Annotated in this window: 16 protein-coding genes and 1 pseudogene; 8 read left to right on the top strand and 9 right to left on the bottom strand. The window is 61.2% G+C overall.

From position 1 onward, the window contains the following. Both K290_RS34415 and K290_RS37340 read left to right on the top strand, forming a co-directional pair. The coding region (locus K290_RS34415; protein ID WP_037135605.1) for an IS256 family transposase at positions 1-256 on the top strand (256 nt) is incomplete at its 5' end. Positions 257-276: 20 nt separating this feature from the next. Then, a complete protein-coding gene (locus K290_RS37340; protein ID WP_245276562.1) occupies positions 277-438 on the top strand; it encodes a hypothetical protein in 162 nt (53 codons plus the stop codon). A gap of 113 nt (positions 439-551) precedes the next feature. Here the strand turns inward: K290_RS37340 and K290_RS0116350 are convergent, their stop codons facing one another. Beyond that, positions 552-1,514, bottom strand: a complete 963-nt coding sequence (locus K290_RS0116350) for a zinc ABC transporter substrate-binding protein (RefSeq protein WP_028752924.1) — start codon at positions 1,512-1,514, stop codon at positions 552-554. Positions 1,515-1,614: 100 nt separating this feature from the next. Here K290_RS0116350 and K290_RS0116355 point away from each other — a divergent pair, with 100 nt between their 5' ends. The 3 genes from K290_RS0116355 to K290_RS0116365 are packed head-to-tail and all read left to right on the top strand — an operon-like array spanning position 1,615 to position 3,708. Next, positions 1,615-2,493 carry an ATP-binding cassette domain-containing protein gene (locus tag K290_RS0116355; protein WP_028752925.1) on the top strand — a complete coding sequence of 293 codons (879 nt, stop codon included), beginning with the start codon at positions 1,615-1,617 and terminating at the stop codon, positions 2,491-2,493. Beyond that, positions 2,486-3,313 carry a metal ABC transporter permease gene (locus K290_RS0116360; protein WP_028752926.1) on the top strand — a complete coding sequence of 276 codons (828 nt, stop codon included), beginning with the start codon at positions 2,486-2,488 and terminating at the stop codon, positions 3,311-3,313. Before K290_RS0116355 ends, K290_RS0116360 begins: the two co-directional genes overlap by 8 nt. Continuing rightward, positions 3,310-3,708 (top strand): Fur family transcriptional regulator, encoded by a 399-nt coding sequence (locus K290_RS0116365; RefSeq protein WP_028752927.1) that lies wholly within the window; start codon positions 3,310-3,312, stop codon positions 3,706-3,708. Before K290_RS0116360 ends, K290_RS0116365 begins: the two co-directional genes overlap by 4 nt. 49 nt (positions 3,709-3,757) lie before the next feature. Here the strand turns inward: K290_RS0116365 and K290_RS0116370 are convergent, their stop codons facing one another. Continuing rightward, complete coding sequence (locus K290_RS0116370) at positions 3,758-4,288, bottom strand: gamma carbonic anhydrase family protein (protein WP_028752928.1); 531 nt, start codon at positions 4,286-4,288, stop codon at positions 3,758-3,760. Positions 4,289-4,303: 15 nt separating this feature from the next. Continuing rightward, entirely contained in the window at positions 4,304-4,999 is a 696-nt protein-coding gene (locus K290_RS0116375) for a fumarylacetoacetate hydrolase family protein (protein WP_028752929.1), read from the bottom strand. Positions 5,000-5,226: 227 nt separating this feature from the next. Here K290_RS0116375 and K290_RS0116380 point away from each other — a divergent pair, with 227 nt between their 5' ends. Both K290_RS0116380 and dusA read left to right on the top strand, forming a co-directional pair. Beyond that, positions 5,227-6,198, top strand: coding sequence for a DMT family transporter (locus K290_RS0116380; RefSeq protein WP_028752930.1), 972 nt, complete (start codon positions 5,227-5,229; stop codon positions 6,196-6,198). Between the two features lie 248 nt (positions 6,199-6,446). Continuing rightward, the gene (dusA, locus tag K290_RS0116385) at positions 6,447-7,460 is read left to right on the top strand and encodes a tRNA dihydrouridine(20/20a) synthase DusA (protein WP_028752931.1); all 1,014 of its coding nucleotides are present in this window, start codon (positions 6,447-6,449) and stop codon (positions 7,458-7,460) included. 267 nt (positions 7,461-7,727) lie between these two features. Here the strand turns inward: dusA and K290_RS0116390 are convergent, their stop codons facing one another. From K290_RS0116390 to K290_RS0116400, 3 genes and pseudogenes are all read right to left on the bottom strand, one after another. Continuing rightward, on the bottom strand, positions 7,728-7,940 hold the full coding sequence (locus tag K290_RS0116390; protein WP_028752932.1) for a cold-shock protein: 213 nt from the start codon (positions 7,938-7,940) through the stop codon (positions 7,728-7,730). A gap of 441 nt (positions 7,941-8,381) precedes the next feature. Beyond that, positions 8,382-8,594 (bottom strand): annotated as a pseudogene (locus tag K290_RS38355) (P-loop NTPase family protein); the annotation flags it as partial. A 149-nt stretch (positions 8,595-8,743) separates the two neighbouring features. Further along, positions 8,744-11,149: a glucan 1,4-alpha-glucosidase gene (locus K290_RS0116400; protein WP_028752933.1), complete on the bottom strand. Its 2,406-nt coding sequence runs from the start codon at positions 11,147-11,149 to the stop codon at positions 8,744-8,746. A 161-nt stretch (positions 11,150-11,310) separates the two neighbouring features. On the opposite strand from K290_RS0116400, the gene K290_RS0116405 reads away from it, so the two are divergent. Beyond that, positions 11,311-12,054, top strand: coding sequence for an ROK family protein (locus K290_RS0116405; protein WP_028752934.1), 744 nt, complete (start codon positions 11,311-11,313; stop codon positions 12,052-12,054). Positions 12,055-12,103: 49 nt separating this feature from the next. Here the strand turns inward: K290_RS0116405 and K290_RS0116410 are convergent, their stop codons facing one another. The 3 genes from K290_RS0116410 to K290_RS0116420 form a co-directional block, all read right to left on the bottom strand. Continuing rightward, complete coding sequence (locus K290_RS0116410) at positions 12,104-13,549, bottom strand: adenylate/guanylate cyclase domain-containing protein (RefSeq protein ID WP_028752935.1); 1,446 nt, start codon at positions 13,547-13,549, stop codon at positions 12,104-12,106. 147 nt (positions 13,550-13,696) lie between these two features. After that, complete coding sequence (gene arsC, locus K290_RS0116415) at positions 13,697-14,125, bottom strand: arsenate reductase (glutaredoxin) (RefSeq protein ID WP_028752936.1); 429 nt, start codon at positions 14,123-14,125, stop codon at positions 13,697-13,699. Next, positions 14,122-14,823, bottom strand: a complete 702-nt coding sequence (locus K290_RS0116420; protein ID WP_028752937.1) for an aquaporin — start codon at positions 14,821-14,823, stop codon at positions 14,122-14,124. The genes arsC and K290_RS0116420 overlap by 4 nt, the downstream gene beginning before the upstream one ends.

Consider the following 14,823-nt stretch of genomic DNA (forward strand, 5'->3'; position numbering starts at 1 on the left):
CTACATGACCTTTCCCAAGCAGCATTGGGCCAAACTTCACTCGACCAACCCCATTGAGCGATTGAACGGTGAGATCAAGCGGCGCACAGAGGTCGTCGGCATTTTCCCCAACGACGACGCCATCGTGCGCCTGGTCGGTGCGCTGCTGCTCGAACAGAACGATGAATGGGCCGTCCAGCGATCCCGCTACATGACACTTGAGACAATCGCCACAATGAGCGATGATCCGCTCATCAGCCTGCCAGCAGCAAGCTGATACTCATCCGACCCTCTGGGATGAGCCGTGGTCGTCTAAGCTACACCACGTCCTGGGACATGATCATCTTGCACTGCCGAATGACGCCGCTACGCGCCACCAAGCCGAGAGGCGAAGTGATCGGGGCGCTGGTGGTCGTGCATGAGGTCGGCGCCGTTTCGGCGAATATGCTGGTGGCCTGATCGGCGGTTTCAAACTCCGAACAACAATCGTTCCATCACGCCCGCGAAGTGCGGGCGTCATCCGTTTGCCTTTTCCTTTATAATTGTCGGAACTCTTAGGGCGGGAATTTGCTTCAGGAGAGGCAGGTCTTCAGGGAATTGGCGATGCCGCGCATCAGGTCGAAGTAGAGATCCGGTCCTTGCGGCAGCGTTGCAGCTTCCGGATCGAGCACGCCTGATTTCGCGGATGTACCTTCGATGACCACATTGACCAGCTTCGGCTCGAATTGCGGCTCGGCGAAGACGCAGGTTGCGCCGAGATCGGCGACCTTGCCGTGGATTTCCGCCACGCGCTGCGCGCCGGGGATGCTTTCCGGACTTACCGTGATCGAGCCCGCGACGTGCACGCCATAGCGGCGCTCGAAATACTGATAGGCATCGTGGAAGACGATGAAGGGCTTGTTCTTTACCGGCGCGATGGTCGAAGCGATTTCCGTATCGAGCGCGTCCAACTTGTCGTCCAGCGCCTTCTGGTTTGCTTCATAGGTCAGCGCATTGGCTGGATCGGCCGCGACCAACGTGGTGGTGATCTCAGCCGTCATTGCCTTGGCATTGTGCGGATCGAGCCAGAGATGCGTATCGGACGCTCCATGATCATCGCTATGATCGTGCGAATCGCCCGCATCTGCCGCCGATTCGTCGCCATCGTCATCCGCTTCGAAAGCGCCGCCCTGGCGGAATTTCAATTTCGTGATGCCTGGCGCCCTGTCGAGTTCGACCACAAGGGCGTTCGAGCCGAGGGCCGAAAGCGGCTTTTCCAGGAATGCCTCCATGCCGGGACCGACCCAGAAGACGACTTTGGCGCCTTCCAGCGCCCGCGCATTCGACGGCTTCAGCGCATAGGTGTGCGGCGAGGCCGCGCCTTCGACGATCAAGTCCGGCGTGCCGACGCCCTGCATGATCGCTGCGACGAGAGAATGAACCGGCTTGATCGATACCACTACCTCCGGCGGATCGTCGGCGAACGCGGGGGCGGCGAAGAGCGCGGAGAAGAATAAGGAAGCAGCGAGAGGAAGGATGGTCTTTGCCAGGGTCATGCGATACTGCCCTTGAATGGGTTCTGTTATGTTATTACATCAATTGCGTTATGCTATAACGTGTGCGATAGCAGGACGCAACAGCACAAGTGGAAATTTCATGCTTTCTCCCGTGGACAACAAGAGCCGGCCCCTGGTGTCGCTTCATGACGTCGGCGTCCGCCGTGGCGGCCGCTGGCTAGTGCGTGGCGTCGATTTTTCGGTGAGCCGCGGCGAAATCGTCACTTTGATCGGCCCGAACGGTTCCGGCAAATCCACCAGCGCCAAGACCGCGATCGGCGTGCTGAAACCGGATGAAGGCAGCGTCGAGCGCATTGCTGGGCTCAAGGTCGGTTATGTCCCGCAGAAGCTTGCCATCGACTGGACCCTGCCGCTGAGCGTGCACCGTTTGATGACGCTGACTGGGCCTTTGCCGGAAGCGGAGTTGAAGGCGGCTTTGGAGGCGGTGGGCATCGCCCATCTCGCCAAGGCCGAGGTACAGCATCTCTCCGGCGGCGAATTCCAGCGGGCGTTGCTGGCGCGCGCGATAGCCCGCAAGCCGGACCTGCTGGTGTTGGACGAGCCCGTACAAGGCGTCGATTTCAGCGGCGAGATCGCGCTTTACGATCTCATCAAATCGATCCGTAATTCCGAAGGCTGCGGCATTTTGCTGATCTCACATGATCTGCATGTCGTCATGGCCGCGACCGACACCGTTGTCTGCCTCAATGGTCATGTCTGCTGCCGCGGTACGCCGCAGGCGGTTACCCAAAGCCCGGAATATGTCAGGCTGTTCGGCACGAGGGCGGCGCAATCGCTGGCCATCTACAGCCATCATCACGACCATACGCATCTGCCTGACGGCCGCGTGCAGCATGCCGACGGCTCGATCACCGATGATTGCCGCGCCGACGACGGTCATCACGGCCATGACCATTATGATCACGAGCATGCCCACCACGATCATGATCATCACGCGGCAGGAGAACGCCATGTTTGACGATTTCTTCCTGCGTGCCGTCGTCGCGGGCGTCGGGCTGGCGCTCACGACCGGGCCGCTCGGCTGCTTCATCATCTGGCGGCGCATGGCCTATTTCGGCGATACGATCTCGCATTCGGCATTGCTCGGGGTGGCGCTGTCGCTGCTATTCCAGCTCAATCTGATCCTCTCCGTTTTCGCGGTCGCCGCGGCCGTGTCGATCCTGCTCCTGTTTCTGCAGCGCCGTCAGGCGCTGTCGGCGGATGCGTTGCTCGGCATTCTGTCATATGCGACGCTGGCGATCGGCCTCGTCATCGTCGCTTTCATGAGCTGGATAAGGATCGATCTCATCGCTTTCCTGTTTGGCGACATTCTCGCCGTCAACCGCTTGGATATTGCTTTGATCTGGGGCGGCGGCATCCTGGTATTGGCGGCGATCACCTGGCTTTGGCGGCCGTTGCTCGCCTCTACCGTCAATCCGGAGCTGGCCGAGGCGGAGGGGCTGCAGCCGGAGCGGGCGAAGTTGTTTTTCATGCTGCTGATGGCTGTCGTTATCGCCATCGCAATGAAGATAGTCGGCATCCTGCTGATCACCGCGCTGCTGATCATCCCCGCCGCCACCGCGCGCCGCTTTGCCGCGACACCGGAGATGATGGCGGTTTTTGCTTCGCTGATCGGGGCCGTCGCCGTGGTGGGCGGGCTGTTCGGCTCGCTGCGTTACGACACGCCTTCCGGTCCGTCGATCGTCGTCGCGGCGCTTGTTCTGTTTATCATCAGTCTGCTGCCCCTTGCCCGCAGGGTTGGCGCGCCGGCGACACAACATGGAGGACAGGGATCATGACCACTCCGACGCTCACCAAGAACCAGTCGCTCGTTTTCGATGTCTTGACCAAGGCGGAAGCGCCTCTCAGCGCCTATACCATCCTCGACAAGCTGCGCGATCACGGTTTTCGCGCACCGCTGCAGGTCTACCGGGCGTTGGACAAGCTGCTGGAATATGGTGTCGTCCATCGCCTGGAGAGCATCAATTCCTTCGTCGCCTGCGCCCATCCGGATGAGAATTGCCATAGCCATGGCCTCGTCGCCTTCGCCATCTGCGAAAGCTGCGGCCAGGTGATCGAATTCCACGATCATGAGGTGGATCACAGGCTGATGGATTGGCTGAAATCACAGAAGTTCAAGGCCGAGAAATCGACCATCGAGATTCGCGGCCACTGCGCAAGCTGCGCCGCCTGAATGTCCGCGCGGCGCTGTTCAAAGCCCCGCGCACGTGTGGAAGTGTCGCCTAATCCAGTCTCTTGAGGTCGCGGGCAAAACGCTGCCAATTGGCGACATAGTTGCGGGCTGAGCGGCGCAGGCCTTCGATGGCAGCCTCATCCAATGTGCGGATCGCCTTGGCGGGCGCGCCGACGATCAAGGAACCATCCGGAAATTCCTTGCCCTCGGTCACCAGCGCATTGGCGCCTACAAGGCAATTGTTGCCGATCTTTGCGCCGTTCAATACGGTTGCGCCCATGCCGATCAGCGAATTGTCGCCGATGGTGCAGCCGTGGATGATGGCATGGTGGCCGATAGTGCAGCCTTCACCGATCGTTGCCGGAAAATTGGGATCGGTGTGCACCATCGTCCCTTCCTGAATATTGGTGCCTTTGCCGATGGTAATGAGCTCATTGTCGCCGCGAAGGACCACGCCGAACCAGATGCCGACATCCTCGCCGATCTCCACCTTGCCGATCACGTTTGCGTCGGGCGCGATCCAGTATCGGCCCGGATCGGGCGTCTTCGGCACCAGGCCGGAAAGGGCATAGAGCGGCATCTCGTTTCTCCTCGATCAAACGACGTTCAACACCAGCGTCGCGACGCCATCGACGGCGCAGGTGATCCTGTCGCCGCGCGCCACTGGTCCGACGCCGGCCGGCGTGCCGGTCATAATGACATCGCCGGGCGCCAGCGTGAACAGCTTTGCGAGTTCCGCGATGATTTCCGGTACCTTCCAGATCATCTGCGACAGGTCGCCCCTCTGCGCCGACTCACCGTTGCGCATCAGCCAGATGCCGCCTTTGTCTGGATGACCGACCTTTGTTGCCGGAGCGATCGCGGAGATAGGGGCGGAGTGTTCGAAGGCCTTGCCGACTTCCCAGGGCCGGCCGAGCTTCTTGGCTTCGCCCTGCCGGTCGCGGCGGGTGAAATCGATGCCGACGGCATAGCCGTAGATGCAATCCAGCGCCCTTTCGGCCGGAATATCGGCGCCGCCGCTTTTTAGGGCGACCACTAGTTCCACCTCATGATGCACATCCGATGACAGCGGCGGATAGGGGAAATCGCCTGATGGCAACAGATTGTCCGGGTTTTTCTGGAAGAAGAAGGGCGGTTCACGGCTAGGGTCATGACCCATCTCGATTGCATGGTCGGCATAGTTGCGGCCGACGCAATAGACGCGGCGCACCGGGAAGGATGCGGTTTCGCCTTCGATCGGCAGCAAGACGGGCGCGGGCAGGGGAATGACGGTGGCAAACTGTTCGGTCATGACAATCTCTTCACATAATTCGTCTGCTGCCAGAAGATCGATGCCTCCCGACTCCCTGCCAACCTAGCATCAATGGAGTGGAGGAGAAAACCAACCTGCTGGAACCTTTCGGTGTAAAGTTCCGGACAGGTGGGTTTTCCAGCCGGGAGAGGTGGGGCAAAATATTTGCGCTCGCTGATAGACGCGCTCATCTGGGCAGATTGCACGAACTGTGGCATAACTAAACTATGGCGATACATGTCTTGGGGGTCCATACCGGTCACGTCAGGACGGAACAGGCGACGAGCAATTCGCTTGCGGTCGCCTATTCTGTGGCGGTCCTTTGTTGGCTTCTGTCGTCCGGCGTCTATATCGCCGCGAAATGGGTCTCTCACGAAATGCCGCCGTGGGCGCTCTGTTTCTGGCGCGTGCTGATCGCCTGTGCCATCCTGCTGCCGATCGTGCGCCGGCATTTTGGCGCCATGCTTGCGCTTGTGAAGGCTCGTCCGCTGGAGCTGCTCTGCATTGGTGGCATCGGGCTTGCGATCTGCCAGGGTCTGCTCTTCACCGGCCTCGAACATGCGGATGCCACGACGGCCGGCATCATCATGGCTCTGATCCCCATTCTCACCATGGTGCTGGCCCGCCTCATTCTCGGCGAGCCGATGGGAACCTGGCAGGTCACGGGATCGATCATCGCCTTTCTTGGCATCGTGGTCATCGTCATCAAGGGCAGTCCATCGGCATTGATGCGTCTCGATATCAATCCAGGGGAGCTTTGGATCGTCGCCGGGTCCTTCTGCTTCAGTCTCTACACCGTCCTGCTCCGACGCGCGAAATTCGATATAGAGCGCCTTCCGCTCCTCGTGTTGCTTCTGGGCGCTGCAGTGCTGACCGCGCTGCCGTTCTATCTTTGGGAGCTTGCATCCGACGAGCGCTCGACGCTCAACGCCAACGGGCTGATCGCACTCGCCTATGTGGCGATCCCTGGCGGGGCCATGACCTATTACCTTTTCAACCGGAGCGTCGAGGCGCTGGGCGCGGCCCGGGCCGGCCTGATGCTCTACCTTCAGACAATCTTTACCGCCGTGCTCGCCTACCTGCTTCTTGGCGAGCAGTTGCAGTCCTATCACCTCGAAGGCGCGGCGATCATCGTCATCGGCCTGTTGCTTGTCACCCTGCTGAAGCCGAAAACGGAGCCTGCGGCGGCAAAGTCGTGAGGCTGAGAGTGGCATTGCCGGCCATGTCAGGGCGACGGCTTGCCGGACTGCCGCTTGCGGCATGGTGTGAACTTTGAAGCCGTCTCGCTTTATTCCTATCTGTGCTGTATATCGCCTCTCGAGATCGTGCCCATCTGTGGCTGCGCGCCTTTCAGGGTCGCTTCCGTGCAGCACAGACGCTTAGAGCTGGCCACAACAAAGTTTATGCGAGCAAACAAGACGTGACCGAATCGGCAGAAAAGCCCGGAATGCAGGCGGATAGCCTCTATAAGCGGAAGCCCGTTTTCGCGGTCGCTCCGATGATCGATTGGACTGACCGGCATTGCAGGTATCTGCACCGGCAGATCAGCCGGCATGCGCTGCTCTATACCGAGATGGTGGTGGCGGATGCGATCATCCATGGGCCGCGCGACCGGTTGCTGGGTCACGATGCTTCCGAGCATCCCGTAGCGCTGCAGCTCGGCGGCTCTGATCCGGCCAAGCTGGCGGAAGCGGTGCGGATTGCCGAGGCCTATGATTATGACGAGATCAATCTCAATGTCGGCTGTCCGTCGGATCGCGTGCAGTCGGGCACTTTCGGCGCCTGCTTGATGCTGACGCCGGAGACGGTGGCGGATTGCATTGCGGCGATGAAGCGGGTTTCCGCGGCTCCGGTGACGGTGAAATGCCGAATCGGTGTCGATGAGCAGGAGCCGGAGCAGGCGTTGCCCGAACTCATCACCCGCGTCCTCGATGCGGGGGCCGATGCGATCTGGATTCATGCCCGCAAGGCTTGGCTGAAGGGCCTGTCGCCGAAGGAAAATCGCGAGATTCCGCCCTTGGACTACCACATCGTCTACCGGATGAAAGAGCGTTGGCCCGATGTTTTCATCGGGATTAACGGCGGCATCCAGACGCTGGATCAAGCCGATGCGCATCTTGCCCATGTCGACGGTGTCATGCTCGGACGCGCCGCCTATCAGAATGCCGCCATCCTCGCCAATGTCGATCATCGCTTCTACGGCGAACCATCTATCGAGCCGGATTGGAATGATCTGCGCGACCGGATGATGGCCTATACGGAGCGCCACATCGCCCATGGAGGCCGCCTGCAGCATGTCGCCCGCCACATGGTCGGCCTCTTCACCGGCTTGCCGGGCTCTCGCCGTTACCGTCAGATTCTTTCTACCGATGCCAATAAGCCGGGGGCCAGGCCGGAGGTAATCGCCGCGGCGTTTGCGGCGGTGGATTTTGCTGGCGAGGGCGAGCGGGTGAGCGCTTGAACCCTTGGGATATTACAACCCGCCCTCGTCCTTCGAGGGTCGCTTATGCTCCCACCTCAGGATGAGGGCTGATCGATTGTGTCTTGCGGCAATTGCAAATTGATCTTGGGGACAATTATGAAGCTTGCTCCACCCTCGTCCTGAGGTGCGTAAGCCGAAGGCTGTAGCCTCGAAGGACGAGGGTGGCCCCCGATCTGCTTGCACACGCAAAAACGGCGCGGTTTTCACCGCGCCGTTCGAAACTTTACCCGGATAATCAACTAAGACTTATGAAGCCTTGATGTTGACAGCCTTCGGGCCCTTGCCCATGCGATCCGGCTCGGTGTCGAAGGTGACCTGCTGGCCTTCGCGCAGCGACTGGATGCCGGAAGCCTGAAGAGCGGAAATGTGGACGAATACGTCCTTAGCACCGCCGTCCGGGGTGATGAAACCAAAACCCTTGTCCTGGTTGAAGAATTTTACGATGCCCTTGGTGGCCATTGGGATAGTCCTTTTCCCTACAGTCTGAGTATTCTGTTCGGGAAACCTTCCCGAACGGCTTTGCCTCCGCGCCATGCGAAAGCCAGTCGAGAAGTTCACGTACGGGGAAAGAACGTCTACGCAGAGGATAAACCTCTGTAGGCTGCCTCGCGTAGTCGGCATTGCCAAATCAGTCCAGTCACCGGCATGCAAATGCCCGAGCGCGCATATGGGTGACAGGATTTGCGACAAAAGGCAAGGGGCAATATTGGGGCGAAGCGGGAATGAGGCCGGATAGGGGGGAGATTTCAAAGGGTTGGGAAGACGGTGCAGGCGTCGGCGTCGGCCGTTTTTGTTTCACTTTGGTACTACGCTGTGGCGAAAATTACCCGGATAGCGATCAACGGCACTGCTTCGACGGCAATTTATTTGCGATGAGTCATTTGAATACCGGTGGAACTCCCACTTCTCTCCAAGAATTGCCGCGTCGTGAAGGGCCGCGAATTCTGCTTCCGGGCGTGGCTGCCAATCCGTATGAGGCAGATGATGAAGTTGATCGAGATGTACAGCTGGAAAACCCAGCTTCTTAGAGAGGGCGACCGCCAACGTTGACTTACCCGCATTGGAAGGGCCGACAACGACAACGCGCTCGCCAAGGGAGTGCAAAGTCAGCATAAGAACACCGGTCGAAGGATTGAAGTGGCTTCAATTCGCCGGAATAAAGGACGTTGTCAACGATCAACGGGCTCGCTCGTGTCAGCGGCAATCTCTCATCGCGGCATATCTGCCCATCTGCACCGCAGCTTTGAGCGGTGGGACCGGTCTTAACCCACTTCGATTTTATAATCCGTGCCTTCCCACCGCTGCGTATCCGTCCAAAAGATCGTGAAGATGATCGTGCCCGGGCCGAGCGTCTTCGTCGGCAGGTCGCAGACGTGAGTGCCGCATCCGGTGTCGCGAGCCTCGGTGTCGGTGCAGGTTGCCCAGCCGTCCTTCGACCAATGCACCAAAGCGGGCTCGGGCAGTTCGATGCGCAGGGTGCGGCCTGCCGGCATTTGGGCGCGCTTGTTGGTCGGGCGCCAGGCGAAGGGCGCAGGGGCAGGTTTCGTGGCGACATAGCGGGCAAAGGTCTGGGGCGGCATGTCGAAGATCGCGCCGTCCCTAAGCGAGCGCAGCAGCTTGATGTGTTCCGCATGTGCCCAGACCAGGGGCATGGCGCTGCCGGAGGGCCTGCCGAGGAAAAGCTCGCGCTCCGGCACGTCGTCGCTGTCCCAGATCTGCTCGGGCAGGAGGCCGCCCTCGCTTGCCGAAGCCTCCAGCGCCGCCAGCAGGCGCTGCGCCTCATCCCTTCGTCCGGCGGCAAGCTCATAGTGAGCGCGCTCGCCGGTCAAAAGCGGCCAGAGCCTTCCGACACCGCTGCCGGAGAAGGGCGCGCCGCCGATGCGCTCGCCATAGCCGTCGTCATTGTAGCGGTACCAGTAAGGTCCGGCAGGAAGGTCGCGCCGCAATTCCGAATCGATCGCCTTGACCGTGCCGACGATGCGCGGGTCGTCGGCGGCCCGAAGGCCGAAGCGCACCAGCGCCAGCGCATCCGGGCTGAGAAGGAGGTCCGCCTCCACGACTTCGTCCCAAGCGTCGCGATTGCGGATAGGGATGAAGTCGCGCCGCAGCGACGAGCTGCCGTCCGTGGCCGATGCGATGCGCACATAATAGCCATCGATGCCGAGGCTGCGCGACAGGTCCGTATCGGTGGCGTAGGTCCATTCCTCGATACGCTCGTTCCAGCCGTCGGCGACCTCGCGCAGATATTGCGCCACCGCCAGCCGACCGGCGGATTCCACGGCATCGGCAGCGGCGAGCAAGCCGGCGATCTCGACGGCAAGCGTGAAGGGCGAGTAGCCGGCATCCTCTTCCCAGCGATCCTGCTGGGTGGCGGGGCCGTTTTTGACGATATAGGCCGCGGCGGCCTCGATGATCGGCAGATAGCGATTTTCCGATGCGCCGATCGCGCCGGCGCGCAGCAGCATGTCATAGAGCAGGATGGGAAAAGCCGTCTCATCCATCTGGATGCCGTACCAGTAGGGCCGGCCGTCGAGCCAGGCATTCTGCACCCAATGGCCGTCCGCTTCCTGGATCGCCGCGAGATAGTCAAGCACGGAGCGCGCGTCGGCCTTGGCGCCGGCGGCAAGCAGCGCGCCGGCAGTTTCCACCAGATCGCGCGTCCAGACCAGGTGATAGCCGCCAAGATCATCATCACTCTTGCTGAATCCCCACGGGATGGAAAGGCTGGCGATGATGGCACCGGAGGCATCGTCGCGGTGGGTGGCAAGCACACCGGTGCTGACGCGGTAGCGGTTGAGCTGGTTGGGATCATGAGGCTCGTCGAGAGCAAGCAGGCTCGCCTGCCACTCCCGCCAACCGCTGCGATAATGCTTCAGCGGGGCCTCGACGCCCTGGTCCAGGCTGAGGACGGCGCGGAAGGCGGCCTCCTCCGGCTGTGTACCGAAGCCGATGGCGATCAGTGCCCGCCCTGCATTCGCCTGGATATCGAGCGTCCCCGACAGCGCGATGTTGCCGGCGGTGGCGCAGCGGTATTCCTCCTTCAGGCTCTCGCCGCGCGACAGCATCTGCCAGCCGTCGGAGAAGCCGACATAGCCTGCCGAACGCGCAAGCCAGGGCACCGAGGCGGCGACGGCGAGCGACCGCCCGGAACCCTCGGCAAAGAGCATCGGCCTGCCTTTGAAATCGGCGTACCAGCCGGTGTTATCGGAGCCGCCATTGACCAGATGCGGCGCCACGAGGGCATGCAGCCGGTAGTCGGAGAGATTGCCGATGAGCGCCTCGAAGCGGAGGTCCTGCAGCACGACCTCGCGATCCGGGTCGGAAAGGACGGTCTTGGTGATGCGATAGCGGCCGTCGCGGGAGGTATTGACGAGGCGAAAAGCCGGAACGCCGTCCTCGATCGCCTGGACGCTATGATCCGCGTCGCGCTTCTCCTCGGAAAAATAGCCGTCAGCCGTCACCATGAAACCGAAATCGCGGACGCAGGCCATATCGAGCCGCGGCGCGTAGATCTCGTTGAGGATGCCATGGCTTGCCGTGAACCAGACGTTGCTCGCCGTGCTGATGGCAGTGCCGACTGCGCTCTTATCACTCGAGGTCCAGCGAGGTTCGATGCCGGGGGCACCGGGCGGGACTACGGAACCGGGTGGCAGTGTCGGAAAGGCCAAGTGTCGATCCTCCGCTCAATATGCGTTCCTCTTCGGCGAGCCATCCTGGATTGAAATTGAGCGATCTGCAATACGCCTGGGCTTGACAGCCGGCGCCGATCTTGCGCCCGATAGAGCGTGGGAACGATTTAAAGGGCAAGGCCCAGAGAGGAGCGCAAGGCATGGCTGACATGACTGAAGCACCCGCAGCAGAGAAAACACGCAGTCACAGCAAACCGAAGGCGGATGCCGCGCCCGCCGACCGCATTGTGCTTGCCGTCGATATCGGTGGGTCGCACGTGAAGGCGGAACTCAGCAGCGGCAGCGAGCGACGCGCGGTCGCGTCCGGACCCCGGATGACTGCGACGAAGATGGTGGCGGCGCTGCGCGATCTCACCGCCGACTGGCATTATGACCTCATCACCATGGGATACCCCGGACCCGTGATCGCCCATCGGGCCGCGGCCGATCCGTTCAATCTTGGATCGGGATGGAAGAATTTCGATTTCGAAGCAGCCCTTGGAAAACCTGTGCGCATGGTCAATGACGCGCTGATGCAGGCGATCGGCAGCTACGAGGCGGGCCGCATGCTCTTCCTTGGCCTTGGCACTGGCCTCGGCTCGGCCATGATCGCCGAGAGCATTTGCATGCCCCTGGAACTGGCGCATATGCCCTATCGCAAGGCGACCTTCGAGGACTATGTCGGCGAACGCGGCCTGGAGCGCCGGGGCAAGGGCAAATGGCGAAAATCGGTATCCGACGTCGTCGAACGCTTGGACAAGGCCCTGCAGCCAAACTACATCGTCATCGGCGGCGGCAATGTCGAGAAGCTCAAGGAATTGCCGCCGAAATGCCGCCGCGGCAGCAATGATAACGCCTTCCGCGGCGGTTTCCGGGTCTGGCTTGACGACAGTCTGCGGTTCTGAACGGTCGTGCTCAGCGCGCTTGACGGGATCGGCAGTATCTCGGCGATGTCTAATTGGGCATCACGCGGTACACGCATGCAGTTCCCTCGACGCCCCGGAGGGGAGCCTCGAAGGCAACCAGCCTTTGGCCGGCGAGGAGTTGGCTGACGCCCGGCGCCGAAAACAGCGCTTCGGAAATGCAAATCTCTCCCGCGCCCGCCAGCGACTGCACGCGTGCGGCAACATTGACCGTTTGGCCGAAGTAATCGAGGTTTTCGTTCAGGCTCACGGCGATCGAGGGGCCGCAATGGGCTCCGATCTTCAGGATAAGGCTGGGATTGCCATGCTCGCCATTGTAGCGCTCGATGACACCCAGAATGTGCAGCGCGGCCGAGACGGCATCGGCCGGGCGGGAGAAAGCGGCCATCACGGCATCGCCGATCGTCTTGACGATCGCGCCCGAATGCTCCTGCACCGTCGCGCCGAGCAAGGCAAAATGCTCGCGAACCAATGCATAGGCATTGAGATCGCCAAGTCGTTCATACATCGCGGTCGACCCCTTGAGGTCCGTGAACAGCAGGGTCACCTGGCGGATGCCCAGGCCTTCCTTCTCGTCGACGTTTTCCGAGCGGAACAGGCGCCGAAAGGTCTGTCGGGCCAGCAGCATGCCGCCAGACATATAGGGATCGAAGTCGAGAGCCGGCTTGATCGTCTGCGCCAGGATTTCCGGCGGCCAATTGATCAGCAGCAGCGAGCCGCGTGAGGCGCCGGAATTCTGCACATCGATGATGACAGGGCCGGGCGGCACCGCCGGCAGCGAAGCGGAAAACCGCTGCCCGTCATAGCCGATCCGCAGGTGCGTCGGCACTGTTACGGGCTCACCCGCGACCGGCAAGGCGAAGCTCGCCTGGGTCTGGACATTGATGCCCGCCAGCGCGCCGGGACCGAGCTCCGTCCTTAATGTTGTGACCGAGCCCGGCGGCAAGAAGGAGAGGCCGCGAACCAGACCCTGCAGGACATCGAGAAAGCGGATCGGTTGGCCGGGTATCCGCGCGTCGCTCAGGAACCGCGCCTTCCAGTGAAAATCCTCGACCGAGAGCGAGGCGGGATCATGAAACGGCAGTCGGCGGAGATGTGGCGACACCGTGAAGGTGACCTCGATGAAGTCGTCGAGATTGGTTTCGCCGCTGACATCGCAGAGGCCGCAGACATAATGGGTCTTCAACGTCCGCAAGGCGCCGAAACTGTCGAGCACCATGCCAGATTGAGGGCAGACCACATCCCAACTCATCTCGAACAATCCGCGTCGGGTCGCATGGAGAAACAGATCGATGCTCTCCGCCTCCGCGATAGCGCGGTCGCGAGCGAAGGCGAGGGGATTGACGCGGAAGAGAGACAAGTCGCCGCCGCTGCGGATCAGCGTTTCGAATTTGGAGATGACCCGCGGACTCCAAGCTCGGGCCTGCTCGATTTCGGCGATCTTGCTTTCAAGGAGCTGTTCCTGAACGTCAGTCATGTGGCACCTGCGTCTTAGCGCTATCGATCAGGTTTGGCCGGGCCTTGGGAGGTGTCTTGGTTGGTTGGGAGTATAGCAGAGAATGGGGTGCGGGTCTGCTTGGTCAAATGGCGAAGGGTCAGGCTTTCAGTCGGACGAGAGCCGTGCTCAGACCAGGCGTTTACCCTGGGCATCGAGAACCTGCTCGCCGTCTTCCTTGGTGAAGGGGCCTTGGCGGGTGTCGGGCAGGATATCCAGAACGAGCTCGGAAGGGCGGGCAAGGCGGGTGCCCATCGGCGTGACGACAAATGGGCGGTTGATAAGGATCGGGTCCTTCAACATGGCATCAAGCAACTGATCGTCGGTCAGGCCCGGATTGTCGAGGCCGAGTTCGGTGTAGGGTGTGCCCTTCTCGCGAATTGCCTCGCGGACGCTCAAACCTGTATCCGCAATCATCTTGACGAGCTGTTCGCGGGTCGGCGGATTTTTCAGATATTCGATGACAGTCGGTTCGATGCCTGCATTCCGGATCAGCGCCAGCGTATTGCGCGACGTGCCGCATTGCGGGTTGTGATAGATCGTGACGTCCATGGTCATGCGGCGGGTTCCGTTTCTGTAAGAGTTTGAGGATTGCGGGCTTCCATCAACAGCCAGCTAGCGAGCATCAGCGCCAGTAATGCGCCCAGGACTTCCGCGACGATAAAGCCCGGCAGATCGACCGGGCGGATGCCCGCAAAGGTGTTCGTCAGCGAGCGGGCGATGGCGACGGCCGGATTGGCGAATGAGGTGGAAGCCGTGAACCAGTAGGCGGCCGTGATATAGAGGCCGACCAGCCATGGCACCGCTTCGGACCGAAAACGCAAGCCGGCGAAGATCACGAAGATGAGGCCGAAGGTGGCCGTAACTTCCGCGAGCCATTGTGCGCCGCCGGTACGGATGGTGGTCGAGCCCTGAAGCAAGGGCAGTTCGAACATGGCATGGGCAAGGAGCGTACCAGCGATGCCACCCAGGATCTGCGCGGCAATATAGGCCAACGTCGAGATTAAGGTCAGCCCGCGGCGGAGCGCGAAGACCAGCGATACGACTGGGTTGAAGTGAGCGCCGGAAATCGGCCCCAGCACGGTAATCAGCACGACAAGGACGGCGCCCGTCGCAAGCGTGTTAGCCAGCAGTGCAAGGGCCGTGTCCGTCGTCAGCCTGTCGGCCATGATGCCCGAACCGACGACGGTGGCAACCAGAAACGCAGTGCCGAGGGCTTCCGAAGCAAGGCGGCGCGAGAGCGGAAACGAAGTCAT

It is taken from the genome of Rhizobium leucaenae USDA 9039 (assembly GCF_000426285.1).
GTDB lineage: Bacteria > Pseudomonadota > Alphaproteobacteria > Rhizobiales > Rhizobiaceae > Rhizobium > Rhizobium leucaenae.